We start from the raw sequence: 19,561 nt of genomic DNA, 5'->3' as shown, positions 1-19,561 counted from the left end.
CATCAAAAAAGGTCTTTTATTATGAAAACATTGCTCCCGACTTCAACGGCTGGCAGCCTGCCTAAGCCGACCTGGCTTGCGCAACCTGAAACGCTCTGGTCCCCCTGGAAATTACAGGATCAGGAACTCCTGGCGGGTAAACAGGACGCGCTGCGCCTGTCCCTGGATGAGCAGATCCGCGCGGGTATCGATATCGTCAGCGACGGGGAACAGACCCGCCAGCACTTCGTCACTACCTTTATTGAACACCTGAGCGGCGTGGATTTTGAAAATCGCCAGACGGTGCGCATTCGTAACCGCTACGACGCCAGCGTGCCGACCGTGGTTTCTGCCGTTGCGCGTCAGAAACCGGTATTCGTGGACGATGCGAAATACCTGCGTCAGCTCACGGACAAGCCGATCAAATGGGCCCTGCCCGGGCCGATGACCATGATCGACACCCTTTACGACGCCCACTATAAAAGCCGCGAAAAGCTGGCCTGGGAATTCGCCAAAATCCTCAATCAGGAAGCGCGTGAGTTAGAGGCCGCAGGCGTGGATATTATCCAGTTTGATGAACCGGCATTTAACGTCTTTTTTGACGAGGTGAACGACTGGGGTATCGCCGCGCTGGAGCGCGCCATTGAAGGGCTGAAGTGCGAAACCGCGGTACATATCTGCTACGGCTACGGCATCAAAGCCAATACCGACTGGAAAAAAACGCTCGGCTCAGAGTGGCGCCAGTACGAAGAGGCCTTCCCTAAGCTGCAGACCTCGAATATCGACATCATCTCACTGGAGTGCCACAACTCCCGCGTGCCGATGGATCTGCTGGAGCTGATCCGCGGTAAGAAAGTGATGGTTGGCGCGATTGATGTGGCAACCAACGCCGTTGAAACGCCGGAGGAAGTCGCCGATACACTGCGTAAAGCGCTGCAGTTCGTCGATGCCGACAAGCTTTACCCGTCAACCAACTGCGGCATGGCCCCGCTTTCACGCCAGGTGGCTAACGGCAAGCTGAAAGCACTCAGCGCCGGCGCAGAGATTATCCGCAAGGAGCTCGGCGCGTAATCCCTTACGTCTGCCAGTAGAGCGGCGTGCCGAAAAACGCCACGTAATAATCTATCACCGCCCTGACGTTCAGGGGCGGATGACGTGCGTTAGGATAGATCGCCGCAATATTAAGTTGCTCCGTGTTGATGGCGCACGCCATTTCCGGCATAAGGGCAACCAGCTCCCCCCGCTTCAGCCTGTCGCCAATCAGCCAGTCCGGAAACAGGACGATCCCCATCCCACCCAGCGCGGCAATGAGCAGCGACTCCGCATTATTGGACGTCATCAGCGGCGCGACGGGATAATGCACCCAATTTTCCCCTTTGCGACGCACAAGCCAGCGGTTAGGCCCGGACGAACCGCGATAGACCAGACATTTGTGCTGGCTCAGTTCGGTCGGGTCGGCCGGAATGCCGTGTTGACGCAGATACGCGGGCGACGCGGCAAGGTGGTAGCGCTGCTGCCCAAAAACACGGGCGTGGAACGTCGAATCCGTCAGCGTGCCGATGCGGAAGATGAGATCGGCGGCATCCCGGTGCGGGTCGATAAAGTCATCGGTCAGCGTCAGCTCAATGGTTAACCGTGGATAACGCTCGGCCAGGCCTGCCAGTCCGGGCGCAACGTGTCTCTGTCCAAAAAATACCGGCCCATTTATGCGAACCGTGCCGGAGGGTTCGGTCGAACGTTCGTCCAGCTCACGACGCGCCTCTTCGAAGTTATCGACCATCGCCCGGGCATAGCGGATAAACAGATGCCCGCTTTCCGTGGGGATCACCGCCCGGGTATTGCGATAGAACAGCTGCTGGCCGAGCGCGTCCTCAAGCTGATGAACAATGCGCGACACCTGCGAGGCAGAAATTCCCTCTCGTCGCGCGACGACGGAAAAGTTCTGCGTTTCATAGACGGCAATAAACAGCAGCAGTGAGCGAAGGTTCATGCTTCCGGCATCTGACATTAATGCATTTCCTGCAATGGTGTTTCCTGCATTATGGCATTTTTCTCACGGGTCTACCGACGTAATCTTCTTCGCCAGAAAACGGAGGAAGCGTAATGCAGTTTATTTTGATTTTACTGGTGATTGCCGGCGGGATGGGCCTCTCCGTCGAGGCGGGGCTGCTGGGGCCATTAGGGGGAGAAGTGGGCGATTTATGGGCGACGTTCAGCATTTTTGGCGTCGGCGCCGCGCTGACGTTTCTGCTGATGCTGTTTTTCAGCCCGCGTAACAGCCCGTCGTTTTTCGCCCAGCCCGGCTGGCAGCTGCTCGGCGGCGTGCTTGGCCCTGTTTACGTGGTCATTCTGACGATCGCCACGCCGACCATCGGCATCGCTCTGACGATGATTGGCATTCTGGCTGGTCAGGTTTTTAAAAGCCTGATCATTGACCACTTTGGCCTGCTGGGTACGCCGCACAGGAAGATAAACGCAAAACGTATCGTGGCGCTGGTTTTTATTATTGCGGCACTGGTTCTGGTCGCACAGGGGTGATGATATGACGCTGATAATGATTCTTCTGGCCGTCTGCGGCGGCGCAACGCTGAGCATTCAGGCCGCGATTAACGGGCAGCTCGGCAGCAGCGTGGGCGTTTTCAAAAGCGCGTTTCTGACATTTTCCGTCGGCGCGCTGGTGACCGCCCTGCTCATTTTCTTCTTTGAGCCTATGCAGGCGGTCACGCTGCTGGACGTGCCGAAATGGCAGCTCCTCGGGGCGATGTTCGGCGTGCCTTACATTGTGATCATGGTCGTGGCGGTGCAGCGCATCGGCACCGCCGTCGCCACGGTGGCGGTGATATTCGGCCAGCTCGCCATGAGTATGTTGATTGATAACTTTGGCTGGCTGGGCAATCCCGCCATTCCGTTTTCACCGAGCCGTCTGAGCGCGGTGGTGTGCCTGGGGATTGCCCTGTACTTCATCTACTCCAGCAGCAAAACCGGCAGCGTCCGCGACTAAGCTGAGGTCTTACGGGTAAAGAACAGCGTCACCGTGGCGACGGTGACGCCCAGCTTCTTCATCTCGGTTTTATTAAACAGATGCGTCTCATCCTGCAAATACATCCAGTCGTCGAAGTTCAGTAGCCAGGTGCTGCCGTTGGCCTTCACGTTCATACTGTAATGCCAGTTAAAGGCGTTGCCTGCGGACTGTCCCGTGGCAACCCCTTCAATATCCCCTGCCGTACCCTCGTAGCGATCGTTCCCCACGCGGCGAATATGCCAGACCCGCTGCTGCTTCTCGCCGTCGTCGTAAACGAAGTGCTCGTTGAGCGTCAGCGTATCGCCGATAACGTCCCCGGCAATCTCAACGTGGAAACGGCGGATCTGCTTGCCGCTGCGATCCTGCACCATCCCCCACGCTTCGGTTTTGCCCTGGAAGTAGTGGAAGATATCAAGCCGCGGCTCCTGCTGGCGATACTCGGCCACTTCAGTGCTACAGCCCGCCAGCAGCATCGTGAATGCCAGCGCCATCATCAGGATACGTTTCATTTTTGGCCTCCGATTAACTGCTGACGCAGCTCAGGATATTGCGTGCGGGGATCGAGCCAGATGGCCAGAAAACGGGTGCTGAACGCTTCCGACTGACGCGGTCCAAGTGGAATAAACGATGTTTGCGCCGCTGACGCGCGATACCAGAACTGTCCCTGCTTATCGTTGAGCACAAACGCCAGCTGTGAGCCCGGGCGGACATCCGGCCAAAGGGACTGGAGCATCCGCAGCCAGGCTTCGCTTTGAGGCTCCTGCGCCAGGATCCCCTGCGCCTGCCACTGGTCGCGGGTCGCCTCAACCAGATCATCGCGATCGATGTCCCGCGCATAGGTAATAATCAGCGCCTGATCCTGATTATCCCGACCGTAACGCCCGTCCGGGGTGCGCAGCTGAGAGGTATAGACCGTGAACGGACCCCAGGTGAGCGTGGCGTCACCCACCTTCCGCCAGGCAAGCCAGTCGGCGGCCTGGGCAACCGGAACAACCAGCGTCAGCCAAAGCAGCAAAACCACAGATCTCATTTTTGTCTCCCCATCAGCAGGTGGAAAAACAGCATCAACACCAGCCAGCCCGGCGCCATCCAGCTCACGACGATAAAGGTCGGCTCCAGAAATGTGATGGCTCCCAGCCGCTCGCCAATCAGGTACGCCACCGGCCCGCCCACGGCGGCCAGCAGGGTCAGCAGCCAGCCGGGTAGCGTGGTGGTGCGCGTCAGCTGCGTCCAGACGGTGGCGAACATCAGCCACAGTGCCACCATCCAGAGCGGCATCAGGGAGTCGCTCGTGAAGGCAATCAGCCCCGTCAGCGCCCAGAGCGTATCCAGCAGGCTGCCCGCCGCCGCCAGACCAATGGCGTAAAAACGGTATACAGGCGGCAACAGCAGGCACGCCAGGATCGCCAGAGCGATCCAGATAATCAGGCCCTGTTCGCGAAAGAGCACCACCAGCGCCCAGTAGAGATCGAACGCGACGGCCAGCAGGAAGACCTGAATATGACGTCTCATACGCGCTCGGCGGTCAGCTGCACCACGCTAATGGTGCGGGCGTTAAACCCGGCTTCGCAGTAGCCAAAATAGTACAGCCACATGCGGCGGAAACGTTCATCGAAGCCGAGCTTTTCAATCTCCTGCCAGGCGTGGACAAAGCGCTGCCGCCAGTGGGCCAGCGTGCGGGCGTAGTCCGGCCCCATGTCGAAGAGATTGCGCACCACGAAATCGGTGTGGCGCGTCATCAACTCGTTCATCGCGGTAATGCTCGGCAGGAAGCCGCCGGGGAAGATGTAGCGCTGGATAAAATCGACGCTTTTGCTGTAGTCGCGATAGCGCTGGTCCTGAATGGTGATGGCCTGAATCGCCATTCGTCCTCCGGGGCGCAGCCGCGCCTGACAGGTCCGGAAGAACGTGGGCAGATAGCGTTGCCCGACGGCTTCAATCATCTCTATTGAGACCAGCTTGTCGTACTGCCCGGTGAGGTCGCGATAGTCGCAGAGCAGCACCTCAACGCGATCCTGCAACCCGGCGCGGGCGATCCGCTCGGTCGCCCAGCTATATTGCTCCTGCGACAGCGTGGTGGTGGTCACCCGACAGCCATAATGACGGGCCGCGTATTCCGCCATCGCGCCCCAGCCGGTACCGATCTCCAGCAGGTGGTCATTCGGTTCTAGCATTAACTGGTCACACAGGCGCGCCATTTTGGCCTGCTGGGCCGCCGTCAGGTCCTGCTCGTCCTCCGTAAACAAGGCGCTGGAATAGAGCAGCTCTTTATCCAGAAAATGGGCATAGAAGGTATTGCCCAGGTCGTAATGAGCGGCAATATTTTCACGCGCCTGCGCGCGGGAGTTACGCCGCGTCCAGTGGCGCAGACGCTCCAGCGGCCTGCCGAACAGGCGGAACCCGTTTTCCAGACGGCCAAGCACCTCGCCGTTGAGCGCCAGCAGTTCCAGAAGCGGCGTAAGGTGCGTGGTTTCCCATTCGCCGTCCATCCAGGCTTCTGCGGCAGCAAGGCTACCGCCCGTTAAAACGCGCCAGTAAACGCCGGGCGTGAGGATTTGTACGTCGGCCTGCAGCGCGGAGGATGTCTCGCCAAAATGGAAGGTCTGCGCCCCTTCACGCAGGGTGAGCGAGCCGCCGCGGATACCGCTTAACAGACGAAAAAGCAGCCAGCGCGCGATGCGCACGTTACGCGGGATATCGGGTTCTAACGCAAAGACGGGGTCGGTCATGAGCGTTCACTCCTGCTGAAGGGGTGGTTATACAGCGGCACGCGCTTGAGCCAGAGCCGCAGCGCCTGCCAGTAAATGGCAAAAACAGTTTTCAGGGTCATAAGCGGGACGCGAACCAAAAGCGAACGCAGCGCCGGGCGCGTCAAAGGCTCCCGGCGCAGGGCCAGCGTGGCGTCAAAGACCTTCGCTTCCTGATGATTTTCAATGTGCATATGCAGCGTGTTGTCCGGGTCGTTAAAGCGCCAGTGGTAGATCATGTCCATTGGGTTAAAGGGGGATACGTGAAACGCTTTTTCCGTCGGCTGCGCATCCTGTCCGTTGACGGAATAGTAATGACGTTCATTCCACGGCGTGTTGCGAACCTCCGCCAGCACCCAGCGCAGCGTCCCCTTCCCGTCGTAGCAGTAGTAAAAGTTGACCGGATTGAAATGAAAGCCGAAATAGCGCAGCTGCGTCAGGAGCATGACCCGCCCGTCCGGACGTTCCCCGGTCAGGCTCTCCAGCCTGCTCAGCACGTTTTCTTTGAGCGGCGTACCGAGCGGGTAGTCCGCATCGTGAAACGAAGCGGCGGCAAAGCGATTGCGCCGCACGCCAACGGACGAGAGCTGCGGCAGTTCATCGAGATCCAGCCAGGCCATAAAGACGCTGTAGCTGAATTCGTGGGTTTTCGGCTGAAGGCGGCGGTGGCGTAATACGCCGTGGTAGAGGCAGCTGTTCATCTCAGTTCCCCTCTCCGGCCGCTATCGCGTTGACCACGTCCAGCGCGCTGCGCACGCCATCTTCATGAAAACCGTTGTACCAGTAAGCCCCGCAGTACCAGCTCCGGTTGTGACCGTTGATCTCGCCGCGCCGCGCCTGCGCCCGCCAGCTTTGCGGGTTAAACAGCGGATGTTCATAAACGAAGCGTTGCAGAACGAAGCGTTCATCTACCGGCGCGTCAGGGTTGAGGGTAACGCAGAACAGCGGACTGCCCGCAGGCAGCTCCTGCAGAATGTTCATGTTGTAGGTGACGCAGGCGCTGGCCTGTTCCTCCGCGCTCAGGCGGTAGTTCCAGCTGGCCCACGCGCGCTGCCGCACCGGCAGCCAGCGCGGATCGCTGTGTAAAACGACCTCGTTGCGCTGCCAGCCGATATCGCCCAGCACCTCGCGCTCTGCGGGCGTCGGGTCATCAAGCATAGCCAGGGCGCTGGCGGAGTGGCAGGCAAAAATCACCCGTTCGAAAGTATGGCTGCCGTTTTCAAGCTGAAGCGTAACCCCGTGCTCATGGCGGCTCACCCGCTGAACCGGTGAATTGAGGTGCAGATTCAGACGGTCGCCCAGCTTGTCGAGCATGGCGCGGATATACTCCCGCGAGCCGCCCGGCACCACGTACCACTGCGGGCGATGGGTGATATCCAGCAGGCCGTGGTTCTGGAAGAAACGTAAGAAAAGCGGCAGCGGGAAACGCTTCATCTCCTGCAGCGACGAGGACCAGATCGCGGCCCCCATCGGCAGAATGTAGTGGCGCGCAAAAAACGGCGTGAAGCCGTGCTGGTCCAGAAACGTCTGCAGCGTGGCGTTCGGGTCCACCTCCCCGTCCAGCGCCTGTTTCGCCAGACGATTGAAGCGGACGATCTCCCCGAGCAGCCGCCAGAATGCCGGATTCACAAGGTTTCGGCGCTGCGCAAACAGCGACGTCAGGGTGTGTCCGTTGTACTCCAGCCCCGTCGCCGGGTTGTGCACCGAAAAGCTCATCTGCGTTTTTTGCCCGCTGATGCCCAGCTCGCTGAGCAGACCCATAAAGCGCGGATAGGTGCGATCGTTGTAGACGATAAACCCGGTGTCGATCGCGTATGTACCCTGCGGCGTCGGCACGTCAACCGTTGCGGTATGGCCGCCGGGCGTGGCGCCCGCTTCAAACAGGGTCACCTGATGGTGCCCGGCCAGGCGCCAGGCGCAGGTTAGCCCGGCGATGCCGCTGCCGATAATTGCGATGTTCATGAACGCACCATCCTGCGCAGCAGCGCGCGCTGAAGAAATGCCGGTAACCCGGAGAGCGCACGCAAAATAAAGCCGAACCCGGCGGGGAACGCGATATGCATTTTCTCTGCCGCCAGCCCGATACGGATCGCCTTCACCGCCTCGTCGACGCTCACCCTGCCCGGCATGGCAAAATCGTTTTTGCGCGTCAGCGGCGTATCAACAAAGCCGGGAGAAACCACCGTGACGGCAATACCTTTGGGCTCCCAGTCCAGGCGCAGACTCTCGGCGAACCAGCTCAGGGCCGCTTTGGACGCGCCGTATGCCTCTGCCCGTGGGAAAGGTAGCCAGTGGGCCATGGAACTCACCAGCACCACGCGGTTGCCAGCCGTCAGCTGGGGCTGCAGCGCGTCAAGACAGTTCACCGGGCCGAGGAAATTTGTCGTCATCACCCGCTCCACCAGCGCCGCATCCACCACGCCCCCATCGAGATATTCGCAGGTGCCGGCGCAGAGAATAATCAGATCGGCATAGCAGCCGGTCAGCGCCTGGCGGCAGGCGTCCCTGTCGGTCATATCGAACAGGCGAACAGTGAGATTGGGGCAGATCTGGCGCAGCGCGTCGAGGCGCGCCCGATCGCGCCCGCAGGCAATCACATGGTAGCCGTCAGCGGCAAAGGATTTTGCCAGCCCGGCGCCAATGCCCGAGCTTGCGCCGGTAATCAGCACCGTCTTCATGATTTAACCCTCCGCTTCACGCCGCGTACCGCCCAGCCCAGCAGCGGGAGATGTTCGTAGATCATCTCTCCCGCATCGTAGTAGTCGCGCTGGCGCGTGATGAGATCGTTTTCCGTGTCCACCACCGAACATCCCGGCAGATCGAGCGGCTCACCTCCGGCAATGCGCGGATGCGACCAGTGCATCACCCAGGTGACAACAAACCGGTTCCCACTGCACAGCGGCGGATCGATAGAAAAACGGCAGTTCTCGACGTTGGCCAGCAGATGGGTGAAATAGCGCTGAAGCGCGAAAATCCCGTCATGCTCGCCAAACGGATCGATAAGCGTGGCATTCGAATGGTAAAGCCCCACCAGCGCGGACGGCGGCTGGCTATCCAGTGCGGCGTAGTACTCAACAAACCGACTCACGACAGAGGGCAAAGTGCTCATGGGTCACATCCTGGCTGTAAACAACGTGGCGTAATCGCATAATTAAAACTTACACAATTAATGTTATTTGTCCAAGTTTGTGGTGATTTATTTTTTATTTTATATATATGTCAATGGCTTAGTAGTAGGCAAAAGAGTGAATTCTGTAGGCCGGGTAAGGTGTAACCGCCACCCGGCTTTAACTTTCAGGATATCCTTAAGGCAAACTCGCCGGTCTTCTTCCAGGCTTATCCTTTTTATTCATAAGGATGCCCGCATGAAACGTTTCTTTCTCTCCCTTTTCTCCAGCCCGGAATCCTTACTGCAGGTGATGAGCCAGCAGGAAATCATTGAAGCCGTCGAAGATGGCGATCGCATCATTATCGACCAGGACGGGAACGCCTCGGTGAACTACAAAAGCAACGAGGTGCGGCAGGATTTTCTGCGTCACGTCAACATGCTGAAGAGGGCCTGATATGGGAACGGCGATATTTATGGTGCTGATGGTATGCGGGTACTGGTACACCAGCCGCGACCTGTCGACCCGTTTTAAAATCAAGCGCTCCATTGGCTGGGACGTCTATTTCCTGGTGGCGCTGTACGGCTGTATTTTCGTTCTGCAGGGCGTGATTGCCACCGGTCTGCTCTGGCTGCTCCTGCTCGCCCTTTCCGCCGCCAACAACGCTTTCCACTTTGCCTCACCGAAATATACCGACTGGCAAATCGACTTTATGAACTGGAGTTTTTTAGGCATTCAGGCGCCGGTGGTCGTGATGCTGGCGTTTGCCATTCTGTTTTGCCTCTACCGCTCTAACTGGGCAGGCAGCGCCAGGCTGGACGGCGAAAGCCGGAAAAAGCTCTACAAACGTCTGGCGCAGTCGAGCGGTATTGAACAGCTGCTGTATCAGTGTATGGAGCAAGGGGAACTGGCGCAGGTCACGCTGCGGTCGAGGCGGATTTACGTCGGCATGATCCACACCGCGACGCTGGAATATGAAAAAACGGCCAATATCGTGCTGATCCCGATGTTAAGCGGGTACAGAGACGCGAAGACGATGAACTTTCGCATCGAGAATAACTACAGCAGGTGGTATGCGGAGCATGACATCACGCTCGACTCCGAACATCGCAGCGCCATGTCATTCCGGAAGGTGATTTTACTCAATCAGATTGAGAGCCTCTCGCTGTTCGATCCCGCCAGCGCCAGCGCGCTATCGCTGGCACAGCGCGACGAGAGCTCTCGCCCTAAAGAGACATCCCCATAATTCTGAGAATGCTCTGCTGTGAAGCGGTTTCGAAAAGGACGTTATTAACGCAGAGCATGCCCTGCTTCTGGTAGAACCGGTACGCTCCCGCATTCTGCTCAAGCACTTCCAGCCAGAGATAGTCTTTCCCCCTGCTCCGGGCCATGTCGGTGATGCTGTTGAACATCACCTGGCCATAGTTCTTGCCGGTCTCGGCGGGATCGAGGTAGAGCTTGTTGAGGAGAACCCCCTTCTTGCCCGTTTCCGGGAGCAGGGCTTCCCAGGTCACTTTCATGAATCCCACTGGCCGATCGGTCTCGGCAACATACCAGGAAACAGCGTTCTCTTTCAGGCTCTGTTCAAGTACGGAAAGCGCGTACTCGCCGTCGAGAAAATCCTTCATCTCTGCGTCTGACACCCACAGATGCTGAAAATGGGCGGGATAGATTCGGTATCCCAGCTCGCTTAAAAGCGTTGAATCGGCCCCGGAGGCCTGGCGAATTCGAAGAGTCATGTAAGGTATCCCTGGTAATCACCCGCGTTGGGCATGTTGAAAGAGGTCCCAGCGGTTGCCGTAAATATCTTCAAACACCACCACCGTACCGTACTCTTCCTCACGAGGTTCTTCGCAGAAATGAACGCCTTTGTCTTTCATGGCACGGTAATCGCGCCAAAAATCGTCCGTCTGAAGGAAGAGGAAAACTCTGCCGCCGCATTGATTGCCGATAAAGCTTTCCTGCCTCTCGTTAGAGGCGCGAGCCAGCAAAATATTGCAGTCGCTTTCCGGGTTGGGTGAGACGACCACCCAGCGTTTACCCGGTTGAGGCGTATCTTCTACGAGGGTAAAACCCAGCTTATCTGTGTAGTATTCAATCGCACGATCGTAGTCATCAACCACAATAGCCACGCAGCCAAGGCATCGCTTCTGCGTTCTCATTTTTCGTTTCCTTTGCATAAATGGGTTACGGGCAACGCTATCCCATTGCAGCGTGCTGGCCGCCGGGTTTACTGGCTTGCGTAAGCCTCGCGCTTTTCTGCCCATTTCAGCATGGCATCAAGCGCCGGACATAATGCCTGACCCCAATCGGTGAGGCGATACTCCACTTTCGGTGGCACTTGAGGGTAGACCATCCGCGAAACGATACCATCGGATTCAAGTTGCCTGAGCTGCTGCGCCAGCATCTTCTGGGAAATACCGGGGATCAGTTTTTCGAAATCAGAGTAGCGCTGCACTTTTCCGTCGAAAAGATGAAAAAGAATAATTAATTTCCAACGGCCTTCCAGCAGCCGTAACACTTGCTCCACGCCGCTCGCGGCAGATTCCGGACTATATAACTTACTCATAATTCAGTAGCTCACTTTTTCGTGCGTACTTGTCAATTTCTCAGTCTATGTTGAATATAACTGTACTGTAAATAACGGGAGTGCAAGGTTATGTCATTAGATATTGATTTTAAAGGCAAACGCGTGCTTGTTACCGCTGGCACGAAAGGGCTCGGAAAAGCGGTCGTCGGGCTTTTAAAACAACTCGGTGCAACGGTATTCACCACTGCGCGCCACGAGCCGGACGTAGATATAGCAGATACTTTCGTCGCCGCGGACCTTACGACGGTCGCTGGATGTGCCGCTGTCGCATCTGCGGTTCAGGAACAGATGGGAGGCGTCGACGTGATTATCCATGTTGCGGGCGGTTCAACCTCGCCCGGTGGCGGTTTTGCTGCGCTTGGCGAAGAAGAGTGGCAGCAGGAGCTCAATCTTAATTTGTTGCCTGCAGTACGCTTAGATCGCGCCCTGCTTCCCGGAATGCTCGCGCAGGGAAATGGGGTGATTATTCACGTGACGTCTATTCAGCGCGAGCTGCCGTTACCGGAATCAACAACGGGTTATGCGGCGGCTAAAGCAGCCCTCTCAACCTACAGTAAAAGTCTTTCAAAGGAAGTCTCACCGAAGGGCGTTCGGGTGGTGCGCGTTGCGCCCGGCTGGATCGAAACTGAAGCGGCAGTTGCACTGGCGGAGAGGCTGGCAAAGCAGGCAGGAACAGACTACGAAGGCGGTAAGCAGATTATTATGAAGGCGTTAGGTGGAATACCGCTCGGACGCCCTGCCAGACCGATTGAGGTGGCCAACCTCATCGTCTTCCTCGCTTCATCGCATGCTGCGAGTATCACCGGTACTGAATTTGTGATTGATGGCGGCACCATTCCGACAGTGTAACGCGGGTGCTTAATCGGCTCGGTGCGCGAGTTGATTAAGCACCGGGGAATATCACCGATCGGACAGTTTCTCCAGGCCCTTTTTTAACGCATGTTTTACCGCTTCTGAATCCATGCCCATCTGTGCATGAATAATTGCGCCGTCAATGAGCAGCATGATTTCATTGACGACGCGCTCATCTGCACTCTTCGTCAGCAAGGCAATAATTTTCTTTGTTTCTGACTTATGACTGCGGCATATCTCTTTTATCTCGCTTTCAATATCTTCCGATTTCGCCTCTGCGCTGGCGTTAATAAACGCGCAGCCGTGGAAATCGGGCGAAATAAACCATTCGTAAAGCGTTGCAGATATCGCATCAGCAGGTATTTCGCCTTCATCGAGATGTCGACGCAGCGTGGATTCAAACCAGTTAATCCATATTTCATGCCGATAGTGCAAATAGGCGAGAATAAGCAAGCTCTTACTCGAAAAATGACGATAGAAAGTCACCTTGGTCACTTTAGACGCTTTAATCAGCGTATCCACACCCGTCGCCCTGAAGCCCGTGGAATAAAACAGATCGTGCGCCGTGAGTAATATCTTATCTCTGACGCTGATTTTTGTATCGTTGCCTGCGGGTTCTGTTTTCACTTTTGGCTAGCCTCAAAAAGAATGTTGACAGCGTTATTTCACAGGCATAGATTACCGCAAGTAGACAGACCTGTCTACATAATATAACGCTGAGGTAATCGCAATGAACACACGTCCTCCTTTACCGCCCTTCACTCGTGAAAGCGCCATCGAAAAAGTCAGACTGGCAGAAGATGGCTGGAACAGCCGCGACCCGGCGAAAGTCGCGCTTGCCTATACGCTGGATACCCAATGGCGTAACCGCGCAGAGTTCGCCACCAACCGTGAAGAAGCCCAGGCGTTTCTGGAGCGGAAATGGAAAAAAGAGCTGGACTATCGTCTGATTAAAGAGCTCTGGGCATTTACGGAGAATCGGATCGCGGTGCGCTATGCCTATGAATGGCATGATGATTCCGGCAACTGGTTCCGCTCTTACGGCAATGAAAACTGGGAGTTTGAGCCGGACGGATTGATGAAGCGACGCTTTGCCTGCGTAAACGATATGCCGATCAAAGCCTCTGAGCGGCTGTTCCACTGGCCGCTGGGCAGACGCCCGGACGATCACCCTTCGCTGAGCGATCTTGGCTTATAGGATTTTCGCATCACTCCGGGCCGCCCCGGAGTGATGACCTTACAGCGCGCCCAGCTGTTTCATCAGCGTCAGGTTGTCCTCAATATGCCAGTTAGCTACGATCTTACCGTCACCAATCTCATAAATATCCGTGGCGATAAAATCTATTTTCTGCCCCTTTCCTTTCAGCTTGCCAAATGTTCCGGTGAAGGTGCCGTGAAAATGTAAATGCGAAACCACGCGATCGCCTGAAATAATCATTTGCTCAACGTCACAGCGTAAATCAGGCACGGCTGCACGAAACGCGCGGGAAGCTAAAATAGCGCCTTCCGCCCCCTGCTTACGCCCTTCCGGAGGCGTTTTATCAATAAAGCCTGCCGCCAGGGCATTACGCGCCAGGGTTTCATTACCCGTGTTCCAGAATGAAGCATATTCTCTGGCGACGGCTTCATTCGTCTTTAATTTCGCCTGCGGCAGGCTGTTGTCCACAATTAGCTGCTTCGGCTGCAGCCATTCCCCCTGCGCGGAAATCGCATTGCCCGACAGACCTGCAAAAATAACCATCGCTACAGCCGAATGAAAATACGTCGTATATTTCATGATATCTCTCAATAGAGTATTACATTACCCGCAGTCGATTTCCTGCGGTTCAAATCAGAGAGGGTCAGTTAATTAACGCCCCGCCCTCAATATCAATGACCGACCCCGTGACAAAGGGATTATCAATGGCGAAAAGATACCCTTGAGCGATATCCTCCGCCCTTCCCCAGGCTTTGGCCGGCAGGGTTTCCGCCGCGCCAGCGAGCATTTTTTCCCGCGCGGCGGCATCCATGCCCGCGTACGCTTCCGTGTCGGTCAGCCCCGGACTCACGACGTTGACGCGCAGCGGTGAAAGCTCTTTCGCCAGCACTTTTGTCGCGGCCTCAATGGCGGCATTCATCGTCGTTTTAACAATGGCGCCCGCCACGGTGCGACGCGCCACGAACCCGCTGGTGAACGTCAGCGTACCGCGGGGGGCGATGTTCCCGCCGAGATAGCGGGCGACATTGATGCTTCCCCAGAATTTTGTATCAAAGGCCAGCCTTGCCGCGCGGAGATCCAGCCCGGAAAGAAGCCCTCCCGGAGCCTGTGAACCCGCCGTAACGACAATATTATTGACCTCACCCAGCGTTTCACCGAGTGCGACAAGCTCTTCCTCACGGCTGATGTCCAGCACGAGGGTGTGAACTGACGCGGCGTGGGCGCTAAGCCGCTGTCGCGCGGCGTCCAGTTTTGCGCTGTCGCGTCCCGCAAGAATAATCTCCTCACCGCGCCCGGCAAGCAGGCTGCCCAAGGCGAAACCGATGCCGGAACCGCCGCCGATAATTAAAGTTTTACGGGTCATAATGTTTCCTCCTGTAGAGCGTACGTTGGGTAATCGGTATATCCCGTGCCGGTACCGCCAAACAGCGTGGCGGGGTCGCGCACCTGGGCAAGAGGCAGCTGGTTTGCCAGCCGGTGGGGCAAATCGGGGTTGGCAATAAACGGACGGCCGAAGGCAATCAAATCGGCATAGTCGGCAGCAAGGATCTTTTCAGCTTTATCAAGGTCATAGTTACCCGCGACGATAAGAGTTCCGCTAAAGGTCTCGCGAAGGGACTGACGGAAACGCTCGGGTACCTGAGGGGCATCATCCCAGTCGGCTTCCGCCAGGTGGATGAATGCAATACCTTTTTGTTCACACCAGGCCGCAAGCGCAAGTATGGCTTCAGAGACCTGCGGGTCGTTCATCCCGCGCTGGGTAATAAATGGGGAAAGGCGGATACCCGTGCGCTCGTGACCAATGGCCTCGGCAATGGCGCTTAACACCTCCTGGGCAAAACGGATGCGGTTCACCAGCGTACCGCCGTACTCATCCGTGCGTTTGTTGGAGGTTTGACGCAGGAACTGGTCTATCAGATACCCGTTTCCGCCATGAACTTCTACGCCATCAAAACCGGCCTGGACGGCATTCAGTGCCGCCTGACGATAGTCCGCGATGATGCTGTGAATATCCTTGCGCGAGAGTGTTCTCGGCTGCGGGCAGTCAACCATCTGGCCTTCCCCACGCTCATTCACCACCCACACCTGCGCGTCTGGCGCCAGTGCTGACGGGGCGACGGGCTGACCATCCTGGTGAAAACTGGCGTGCGACATTCGCCCGACGTGCCAGAGCTGCGAAAAAATCACTCCGCCCGCCTGATGCACGGCGCCCGTCGTGAGTTGCCATCCCGAAACCTGTTCAGGCGAATGGATGCCGGGTGTCCATGAGTATCCCTGGCCCTGAGGCGAAATCTGCGTGGCTTCCGTGATGATTAATCCCGCGCTGGCACGCTGCCGGTAATACTCTGCCATCAGCGCGGAGGGGATATTTCCCGGCTGAAGGGAGCGCGCGCGGGTCATCGGCGCCATGACGATACGATTTTTCAGGTCCAGCGAACCCAGCCTGTAGCGTTCAAAAAGTGAGGTACGTTGCATGATTTTATCCCTTATGGTTTGGATAACATCACTTTACAGTCCGCATCTGATTTTGATAATTACGCTAAAAGTAGATGCACTTTTCGGAAAATATGAATAATGGGCAAACTCGAAGACATGGCTTTACTGGTGGAAGTTGCCGAGGCCGGAAGTCTTTCCGCCGCCGGACGACGCCTGTCGCTTTCCCCCGCGACCATGACGGCCAGGCTGAAGGCGATTGAGGAGCGTTACCAGACGCGCCTGTTTCACCGCTCAACGCGATCCCTCACCCTGACCCGCGCCGGGGAAGAGTTTTACCATGCCGCGCTGCGCGTGCTGGAAGAGATGCATCATGCCGAGTCGTTACTGACGCAAAAAGAGGGCGTGCTCAGCGGCAATGTTCGCCTTTCCGCGCCCTCGGATTTTGGCAGACAGTATCTTAGCCCCGCCGTCATTGATTTTTCCCGGCGCCATCCTGACGTTAAATTTTTCATCTCGTTAAGAGAACACATTGAGGACCTGGTCGCTAACCGGCTGGATATGAGCGTGCGTTTTGGCAACCTGCCGGACAGCAGCCTTGTCGTCAGAAATATCCGCCCGAACCATCGGGTGCTGGTTGCCTCCGGGGCGTATCTTAACGACCACGGCGTCCCCGCCACGTTTGCCGATTTAGCCCGGCACCGGTGCCTGGCGCTGGAATCGCAGGGCGTGGTGATGAACGAATGGCGCTTTGAAAAAGATGGCGAGGAAAGCGTCGTTCGCGTAGAGCCAGCCATGGTGTGCGACGACGGGGCTTTACTTCGCCAGTGGGCACTCAGCGGAGCTGGCATCGCGGGGAAATCGTGGTGGGACGTCAAAGACGATGTTGAAACCGGAAGGCTCACGGTACTGTTTGCCGACAGCTTCACCGGCTTTAGCCGATACGATCGCAAAGATGTCGGCCTGCAGCTTGTTTACCCCCAGCGCAAACTGCAGCCGCTTCAGGTCACGGCTTTTAGCCAGTTTTTTCTCGACTGGCTAAAAAAGCAGTAAAATTAAATCGCGTCAGGCATCTGCGGTTAATTTCTCGCCAAAATAAGAGATGGCGCGCATTTCGCTGACAACCTCAGGACTACTCTGTGTGCGGTTTTCAGGAGGTAAAAAATATGAAAAAGCTTCTGATCTGTTGTTTGTTTGGTAATACCGCAAACTCTCTCGCCAAAAAGATGCAGTCTCTGGCAGAACGCGAAGGCTATCCGCTGATGATTAGCGCTGTTGGGCTGGATAACTTCGCCAGCGTCGCTCCCGCTTTCGATGGTTTCCTCATCGCGCCGCACATTCAGTACAAACTCGATGAGATAAAAGAAAAGGTGGGCAATACGCGCTCAATCGCCATTATTGAGAGCCTGCCCTATGCCTCTCTCGACGCGAGGAAAGTATTGAATTTCGTGAAGGAACAGATGCCTGAACTGGCTGCCTGACAGATAAGGCCGCATCGGTTTTGCGGCCTCCTCTCACCCGGCGATCAAAACGTGTCGACGCAAGGCTGACCGACCTTATTTAGGGCGTTTTTCAACCTGGCTCTGAGTTCAATTAACGCCGCTTCTTTCTCTTCAAGCTGCTGCAGCTTGCGGCGCAGAGAAGCCTGTTTTTGCTCAGCGGTAAAGTTGTCGTCAACCCAGACAGCTAAAACCTCTGCAATTTCGGCTAAGGTAAAGCCCAGCATTTTGGCATGCTTGATCATGTTTAAACGCTGTAAATCCACGGCGGAATAAACTTTGTAGTTATTGCTGCGATTGGGCTGCGGGATATTCTCTAATAGCCCCTGTCGCTCATAGTAACGCACCGTCTCTTTCGACAATCCCGTTTTCGCACACAGTTCACCAATTCGCATCGCGTCGCCCTCACCCTGGAAAAATCACGCTTGACCGTGTACCTAAGTGCACGGTTTATCCTGTGCGTCATACATTAGGGAAACGGGATTAAAGATATGAATTCTTTTGATTATACAGGAAAAACAGCGCTGATTACCGGAGCATCTTCGGGCATCGGTCGTGATTTCGCCAGGCAGCTCGCCGCCCGAGGCGTGGCCTTGATCCTCGTCGCCCGCAGCGAGCCAAAGCTGCAGGCGCTTGCCGCAGAGTTGGTCAGAAAGCACGGCGCCTCCATCACGATTATCGTGCAGGATTTAGTGAAGCCGGAAGCCATTCCCCACATTGTGGAACGGCTTGAAACCTTAAGACGCGTCCCAGACATTCTGATTAATTGCGCCGGGTTCGCCACCTACGGGCCATTCGAAAAGCTGTCAATCGACAGGCAGCGTGATGAGATTAACGTAAACTGCATGCCCCCCGTGGAGCTGACTCACGCCCTGCTGCCGGGAATGCTGCAGCAAGGTTCCGGGGTGATTATTAACGTTGCCTCAACGGCCGCGATGCAACCGGATCCCTATATGGCGATTTATGGCGCAACCAAAGCCTTTCTGCTCTCGTTTTCGAACGCGCTGTGGGGAGAATATCGCTCCAGGGGCATCCGCGTCCTGGCGCTTTGCCCCGGCGCAACGGATACGGCCTTTTTTGATGTGGTGAATGCTGAGGAAGCTTCGGTAGGTAAACGAATGCCCGCTCACAAGGTGGTCACCCTGGCGTTGAAGGCCATGGAGAGTAACCGTAGCTACCTGATTACCGGATGCGGTAACTGGCTTCTGGGGCAGCTACACCGGTTCGTGACGCGCAGGCGTCTGGTGCTTATCGTTGAAAAAATATTGCGCCCGCGCTCGGCTTAAGCAAAAACGGCTCTGTTCAGCGCAAGGGAGTTGCGCTGAAATGCTCGCTTATCGCAGACAGATAGATGCCATAGTGCACGAAAAACAGTGATACACTTACCGCATCTGGTTGATCGTCCCGTCTGGACGTTTCATGATGAATGACGGTAACCAAATCTCAAAATGGTCACTCGTTGTTAATCGTAGCCCGTCACGCTAAGCTTAAATAATGACTAAAAATATTAATCCCCCATCAGCACGTGGTCCCCTTGACCACGCTGTCAGAGAGCAAATCGTCGAAGCGGCTTTTGAGCACTTCGGTCACTACGGCTATGAAAAAACCACTGTCGCCGAACTGGCTAAATCTATTGGTTTTTCAAAGTCCTACATCTATAAGTTTTTCGATTCCAAACAGGCTATCGGCGAGGTGATCTGCGCTAACCGCCTGGAGCTGATCATGGCGGCAGTGCTTTCCGCCATCGAGGATGCGCCGTCAGCAAGCGAAAAATTACGCCGCCTTTTCAAAGCGCTCACCGAGGCGGGAAGCGAGCTGTTTTTCCACGACCGTAAGCTATACGACATTGCCGCCGTCGCCGCGCAGGAGCAGTGGCCGTCAACCCAAAAATACAGTGAAAGCCTGATGAAGCTGATCGAGAGCATCATTATCGAAGGCAGGCAGGCCGGCGAGTTTGAAAGAAAAACGCCGCTGGATGAGGTCACATTTGCCGTCTACATGGTGATGTGTCCTTACATTAACCCCGTTCAGCTGCAGTACAACCTCGAAATGGCCCCCACGGCGGCAGTGCTACTCTCTTCACTGATTTTAAGAAGCCTGGCCCCCTGATTTGTGACCATTGACAATTTTGGTC

Annotated in this window: 28 protein-coding genes; 11 read left to right on the top strand and 17 right to left on the bottom strand. The window is 56.3% G+C overall.

What is annotated here, in order from left to right; genetic code table 11:
• Positions 1-21 precede the first annotated feature (21 nt).
• On the top strand, positions 22-1,050 hold the full coding sequence (locus SPG90_RS06335; RefSeq protein ID WP_023311627.1) for a methionine synthase: 1,029 nt from the start codon (positions 22-24) through the stop codon (positions 1,048-1,050).
• 4 nt (positions 1,051-1,054) lie between these two features.
• On the opposite strand, the gene SPG90_RS06330 is transcribed toward SPG90_RS06335, so the two are convergent.
• Complete coding sequence (locus tag SPG90_RS06330; RefSeq protein ID WP_126303251.1) at positions 1,055-1,987, bottom strand: LysR family transcriptional regulator; 933 nt, start codon at positions 1,985-1,987, stop codon at positions 1,055-1,057.
• 95 nt (positions 1,988-2,082) lie between these two features.
• Between SPG90_RS06330 and SPG90_RS06325 the strand changes: the two genes are divergently transcribed.
• Together SPG90_RS06325 and SPG90_RS06320 are read left to right on the top strand one after the other, a co-directional pair.
• Complete coding sequence (locus SPG90_RS06325; protein ID WP_023311625.1) at positions 2,083-2,517, top strand: DMT family transporter; 435 nt, start codon at positions 2,083-2,085, stop codon at positions 2,515-2,517.
• A 4-nt stretch (positions 2,518-2,521) separates the two neighbouring features.
• A complete protein-coding gene (locus tag SPG90_RS06320; protein ID WP_045399108.1) occupies positions 2,522-2,980 on the top strand; it encodes a DMT family transporter in 459 nt (152 codons plus the stop codon).
• Here the strand turns inward: SPG90_RS06320 and SPG90_RS06315 are convergent.
• The 8 genes from SPG90_RS06315 to SPG90_RS06280 are packed head-to-tail and all read right to left on the bottom strand — an operon-like array spanning position 2,977 to position 8,857.
• Positions 2,977-3,510: a DUF3833 domain-containing protein gene (locus SPG90_RS06315; RefSeq protein ID WP_045399106.1), complete on the bottom strand. Its 534-nt coding sequence runs from the start codon at positions 3,508-3,510 to the stop codon at positions 2,977-2,979. The genes SPG90_RS06320 and SPG90_RS06315 overlap by 4 nt on opposite strands.
• Positions 3,507-4,031, bottom strand: coding sequence for a hypothetical protein (locus SPG90_RS06310; protein ID WP_023311622.1), 525 nt, complete (start codon positions 4,029-4,031; stop codon positions 3,507-3,509). Before SPG90_RS06310 ends, SPG90_RS06315 begins: the two co-directional genes overlap by 4 nt.
• Positions 4,028-4,513, bottom strand: coding sequence for a DUF2878 domain-containing protein (locus tag SPG90_RS06305; protein WP_023311621.1), 486 nt, complete (start codon positions 4,511-4,513; stop codon positions 4,028-4,030). The genes SPG90_RS06310 and SPG90_RS06305 overlap by 4 nt, the downstream gene beginning before the upstream one ends.
• The gene (locus SPG90_RS06300) at positions 4,510-5,730 is read right to left on the bottom strand and encodes an SAM-dependent methyltransferase (RefSeq protein WP_045399100.1); all 1,221 of its coding nucleotides are present in this window, start codon (positions 5,728-5,730) and stop codon (positions 4,510-4,512) included. The genes SPG90_RS06305 and SPG90_RS06300 overlap by 4 nt, the downstream gene beginning before the upstream one ends.
• Positions 5,727-6,449, bottom strand: coding sequence for a DUF1365 domain-containing protein (locus SPG90_RS06295; protein WP_126303250.1), 723 nt, complete (start codon positions 6,447-6,449; stop codon positions 5,727-5,729). Before SPG90_RS06295 ends, SPG90_RS06300 begins: the two co-directional genes overlap by 4 nt.
• A gap of 1 nt (position 6,450) precedes the next feature.
• Positions 6,451-7,710 carry an NAD(P)/FAD-dependent oxidoreductase gene (locus SPG90_RS06290; protein WP_126303249.1) on the bottom strand — a complete coding sequence of 420 codons (1,260 nt, stop codon included), beginning with the start codon at positions 7,708-7,710 and terminating at the stop codon, positions 6,451-6,453.
• On the bottom strand, positions 7,707-8,426 hold the full coding sequence (locus SPG90_RS06285) for an SDR family NAD(P)-dependent oxidoreductase (protein ID WP_126303248.1): 720 nt from the start codon (positions 8,424-8,426) through the stop codon (positions 7,707-7,709). Before SPG90_RS06285 ends, SPG90_RS06290 begins: the two co-directional genes overlap by 4 nt.
• Positions 8,423-8,857: a nuclear transport factor 2 family protein gene (locus tag SPG90_RS06280; protein ID WP_126303247.1), complete on the bottom strand. Its 435-nt coding sequence runs from the start codon at positions 8,855-8,857 to the stop codon at positions 8,423-8,425. Before SPG90_RS06280 ends, SPG90_RS06285 begins: the two co-directional genes overlap by 4 nt.
• 256 nt (positions 8,858-9,113) lie before the next feature.
• Here SPG90_RS06280 and SPG90_RS06275 point away from each other — a divergent pair, with 256 nt between their 5' ends.
• Positions 9,114-9,311: a hypothetical protein gene (locus tag SPG90_RS06275; RefSeq protein ID WP_023311615.1), complete on the top strand. Its 198-nt coding sequence runs from the start codon at positions 9,114-9,116 to the stop codon at positions 9,309-9,311.
• 1 nt (position 9,312) lies between these two features.
• Complete coding sequence (locus SPG90_RS06270; protein ID WP_126303246.1) at positions 9,313-10,101, top strand: hypothetical protein; 789 nt, start codon at positions 9,313-9,315, stop codon at positions 10,099-10,101.
• On the opposite strand, the gene SPG90_RS06265 is transcribed toward SPG90_RS06270, so the two are convergent.
• The 3 genes from SPG90_RS06265 to SPG90_RS06255 form a co-directional block, all read right to left on the bottom strand.
• On the bottom strand, positions 10,082-10,594 hold the full coding sequence (locus tag SPG90_RS06265; protein ID WP_322408016.1) for a GNAT family N-acetyltransferase: 513 nt from the start codon (positions 10,592-10,594) through the stop codon (positions 10,082-10,084). The genes SPG90_RS06270 and SPG90_RS06265 overlap by 20 nt on opposite strands.
• A gap of 18 nt (positions 10,595-10,612) precedes the next feature.
• Entirely contained in the window at positions 10,613-11,017 is a 405-nt protein-coding gene (locus tag SPG90_RS06260) for a VOC family protein (RefSeq protein WP_063408880.1), read from the bottom strand.
• Positions 11,018-11,085: 68 nt separating this feature from the next.
• Positions 11,086-11,424: a winged helix-turn-helix transcriptional regulator gene (locus SPG90_RS06255; RefSeq protein WP_023311611.1), complete on the bottom strand. Its 339-nt coding sequence runs from the start codon at positions 11,422-11,424 to the stop codon at positions 11,086-11,088.
• A gap of 90 nt (positions 11,425-11,514) precedes the next feature.
• Here SPG90_RS06255 and SPG90_RS06250 point away from each other — a divergent pair, with 90 nt between their 5' ends.
• Positions 11,515-12,294 carry an SDR family oxidoreductase gene (locus tag SPG90_RS06250; RefSeq protein ID WP_047647844.1) on the top strand — a complete coding sequence of 260 codons (780 nt, stop codon included), beginning with the start codon at positions 11,515-11,517 and terminating at the stop codon, positions 12,292-12,294.
• 51 nt (positions 12,295-12,345) lie between these two features.
• On the opposite strand, the gene SPG90_RS06245 is transcribed toward SPG90_RS06250, so the two are convergent.
• On the bottom strand, positions 12,346-12,924 hold the full coding sequence (locus tag SPG90_RS06245) for a TetR/AcrR family transcriptional regulator (RefSeq protein ID WP_047174280.1): 579 nt from the start codon (positions 12,922-12,924) through the stop codon (positions 12,346-12,348).
• Between the two features lie 103 nt (positions 12,925-13,027).
• Here SPG90_RS06245 and SPG90_RS06240 point away from each other — a divergent pair, with 103 nt between their 5' ends.
• Positions 13,028-13,495, top strand: a complete 468-nt coding sequence (locus SPG90_RS06240) for a DUF1348 family protein (RefSeq protein ID WP_023311608.1) — start codon at positions 13,028-13,030, stop codon at positions 13,493-13,495.
• A gap of 39 nt (positions 13,496-13,534) precedes the next feature.
• Here SPG90_RS06240 and SPG90_RS06235 read toward each other — a convergent pair whose 3' ends face one another.
• The 3 genes from SPG90_RS06235 to SPG90_RS06225 all read right to left on the bottom strand — a co-directional run bounded on the left by SPG90_RS06235 (position 13,535) and on the right by SPG90_RS06225 (position 15,970).
• Positions 13,535-14,074, bottom strand: coding sequence for an ester cyclase (locus SPG90_RS06235; RefSeq protein WP_045399076.1), 540 nt, complete (start codon positions 14,072-14,074; stop codon positions 13,535-13,537).
• Between the two features lie 64 nt (positions 14,075-14,138).
• Entirely contained in the window at positions 14,139-14,858 is a 720-nt protein-coding gene (locus tag SPG90_RS06230) for an SDR family oxidoreductase (RefSeq protein ID WP_126303244.1), read from the bottom strand.
• The gene (locus SPG90_RS06225; protein ID WP_126303243.1) at positions 14,855-15,970 is read right to left on the bottom strand and encodes an alkene reductase; all 1,116 of its coding nucleotides are present in this window, start codon (positions 15,968-15,970) and stop codon (positions 14,855-14,857) included. The genes SPG90_RS06230 and SPG90_RS06225 overlap by 4 nt, the downstream gene beginning before the upstream one ends.
• Positions 15,971-16,069: 99 nt before the next feature.
• On the opposite strand from SPG90_RS06225, the gene SPG90_RS06220 reads away from it, so the two are divergent.
• Together SPG90_RS06220 and SPG90_RS06215 are read left to right on the top strand one after the other, a co-directional pair.
• Positions 16,070-16,981: a LysR family transcriptional regulator gene (locus tag SPG90_RS06220; protein WP_322408015.1), complete on the top strand. Its 912-nt coding sequence runs from the start codon at positions 16,070-16,072 to the stop codon at positions 16,979-16,981.
• A gap of 113 nt (positions 16,982-17,094) precedes the next feature.
• Positions 17,095-17,409: a PTS sugar transporter subunit IIB gene (locus SPG90_RS06215; RefSeq protein WP_045399064.1), complete on the top strand. Its 315-nt coding sequence runs from the start codon at positions 17,095-17,097 to the stop codon at positions 17,407-17,409.
• A gap of 44 nt (positions 17,410-17,453) precedes the next feature.
• On the opposite strand, the gene SPG90_RS06210 is transcribed toward SPG90_RS06215, so the two are convergent.
• Positions 17,454-17,822 (bottom strand): MerR family transcriptional regulator, encoded by a 369-nt coding sequence (locus tag SPG90_RS06210; protein ID WP_047174276.1) that lies wholly within the window; start codon positions 17,820-17,822, stop codon positions 17,454-17,456.
• A gap of 96 nt (positions 17,823-17,918) precedes the next feature.
• Between SPG90_RS06210 and SPG90_RS06205 the strand changes: the two genes are divergently transcribed.
• Together SPG90_RS06205 and SPG90_RS06200 are read left to right on the top strand one after the other, a co-directional pair.
• Complete coding sequence (locus tag SPG90_RS06205; protein ID WP_126303241.1) at positions 17,919-18,713, top strand: SDR family NAD(P)-dependent oxidoreductase; 795 nt, start codon at positions 17,919-17,921, stop codon at positions 18,711-18,713.
• 208 nt (positions 18,714-18,921) lie between these two features.
• Entirely contained in the window at positions 18,922-19,536 is a 615-nt protein-coding gene (locus SPG90_RS06200) for a TetR/AcrR family transcriptional regulator (RefSeq protein WP_023311599.1), read from the top strand.
• The last annotated feature ends 25 nt before the right edge of the window (positions 19,537-19,561 follow it).

Source organism: Enterobacter sp. D2 (genome assembly GCF_034427575.1).
Classification (GTDB): Bacteria; Pseudomonadota; Gammaproteobacteria; order Enterobacterales; family Enterobacteriaceae; genus Enterobacter; species Enterobacter cloacae_M.
This window is presented reverse-complemented; position numbering and strand designations above follow the sequence as displayed.

Bases quoted from the DNA above. Each gene is read 5' to 3' on its own strand.
- SPG90_RS06260 (WP_063408880.1), bottom strand. From the start codon at position 11,017: ATGAGAACGCAGAAGCGATGCCTTGGCTGCGTGGCTATTGTGGTTGAT.
- SPG90_RS06230 (WP_126303244.1), bottom strand. From the start codon at position 14,858: ATGACCCGTAAAACTTTAATTATCGGCGGCGGTTCCGGCATCGGTTTC.
- SPG90_RS06280 (WP_126303247.1), bottom strand. From the start codon at position 8,857: ATGAGCACTTTGCCCTCTGTCGTGAGTCGGTTTGTTGAGTACTACGCC.
- SPG90_RS06270 (WP_126303246.1), top strand. From the start codon at position 9,313: ATGGGAACGGCGATATTTATGGTGCTGATGGTATGCGGGTACTGGTAC.
- SPG90_RS06205 (WP_126303241.1), top strand. From the start codon at position 17,919: ATGAATTCTTTTGATTATACAGGAAAAACAGCGCTGATTACCGGAGCA.
- SPG90_RS06210 (WP_047174276.1), bottom strand. From the start codon at position 17,822: ATGCGAATTGGTGAACTGTGTGCGAAAACGGGATTGTCGAAAGAGACG.
- SPG90_RS06335 (WP_023311627.1), top strand. From the start codon at position 22: ATGAAAACATTGCTCCCGACTTCAACGGCTGGCAGCCTGCCTAAGCCG.
- SPG90_RS06225 (WP_126303243.1), bottom strand. From the start codon at position 15,970: ATGCAACGTACCTCACTTTTTGAACGCTACAGGCTGGGTTCGCTGGAC.
- SPG90_RS06300 (WP_045399100.1), bottom strand. From the start codon at position 5,730: ATGACCGACCCCGTCTTTGCGTTAGAACCCGATATCCCGCGTAACGTG.
- SPG90_RS06240 (WP_023311608.1), top strand. From the start codon at position 13,028: ATGAACACACGTCCTCCTTTACCGCCCTTCACTCGTGAAAGCGCCATC.
- SPG90_RS06310 (WP_023311622.1), bottom strand. From the start codon at position 4,031: ATGAGATCTGTGGTTTTGCTGCTTTGGCTGACGCTGGTTGTTCCGGTT.
- SPG90_RS06250 (WP_047647844.1), top strand. From the start codon at position 11,515: ATGTCATTAGATATTGATTTTAAAGGCAAACGCGTGCTTGTTACCGCT.
- SPG90_RS06275 (WP_023311615.1), top strand. From the start codon at position 9,114: ATGAAACGTTTCTTTCTCTCCCTTTTCTCCAGCCCGGAATCCTTACTG.
- SPG90_RS06305 (WP_023311621.1), bottom strand. From the start codon at position 4,513: ATGAGACGTCATATTCAGGTCTTCCTGCTGGCCGTCGCGTTCGATCTC.
- SPG90_RS06320 (WP_045399108.1), top strand. From the start codon at position 2,522: ATGACGCTGATAATGATTCTTCTGGCCGTCTGCGGCGGCGCAACGCTG.
- SPG90_RS06325 (WP_023311625.1), top strand. From the start codon at position 2,083: ATGCAGTTTATTTTGATTTTACTGGTGATTGCCGGCGGGATGGGCCTC.
- SPG90_RS06290 (WP_126303249.1), bottom strand. From the start codon at position 7,710: ATGAACATCGCAATTATCGGCAGCGGCATCGCCGGGCTAACCTGCGCC.
- SPG90_RS06220 (WP_322408015.1), top strand. From the start codon at position 16,070: ATGGGCAAACTCGAAGACATGGCTTTACTGGTGGAAGTTGCCGAGGCC.
- SPG90_RS06285 (WP_126303248.1), bottom strand. From the start codon at position 8,426: ATGAAGACGGTGCTGATTACCGGCGCAAGCTCGGGCATTGGCGCCGGG.
- SPG90_RS06315 (WP_045399106.1), bottom strand. From the start codon at position 3,510: ATGAAACGTATCCTGATGATGGCGCTGGCATTCACGATGCTGCTGGCG.
- SPG90_RS06235 (WP_045399076.1), bottom strand. From the start codon at position 14,074: ATGAAATATACGACGTATTTTCATTCGGCTGTAGCGATGGTTATTTTT.
- SPG90_RS06200 (WP_023311599.1), top strand. From the start codon at position 18,922: ATGACTAAAAATATTAATCCCCCATCAGCACGTGGTCCCCTTGACCAC.
- SPG90_RS06215 (WP_045399064.1), top strand. From the start codon at position 17,095: ATGAAAAAGCTTCTGATCTGTTGTTTGTTTGGTAATACCGCAAACTCT.
- SPG90_RS06295 (WP_126303250.1), bottom strand. From the start codon at position 6,449: ATGAACAGCTGCCTCTACCACGGCGTATTACGCCACCGCCGCCTTCAG.
- SPG90_RS06265 (WP_322408016.1), bottom strand. From the start codon at position 10,594: ATGACTCTTCGAATTCGCCAGGCCTCCGGGGCCGATTCAACGCTTTTA.
- SPG90_RS06255 (WP_023311611.1), bottom strand. From the start codon at position 11,424: ATGAGTAAGTTATATAGTCCGGAATCTGCCGCGAGCGGCGTGGAGCAA.
- SPG90_RS06330 (WP_126303251.1), bottom strand. From the start codon at position 1,987: ATGTCAGATGCCGGAAGCATGAACCTTCGCTCACTGCTGCTGTTTATT.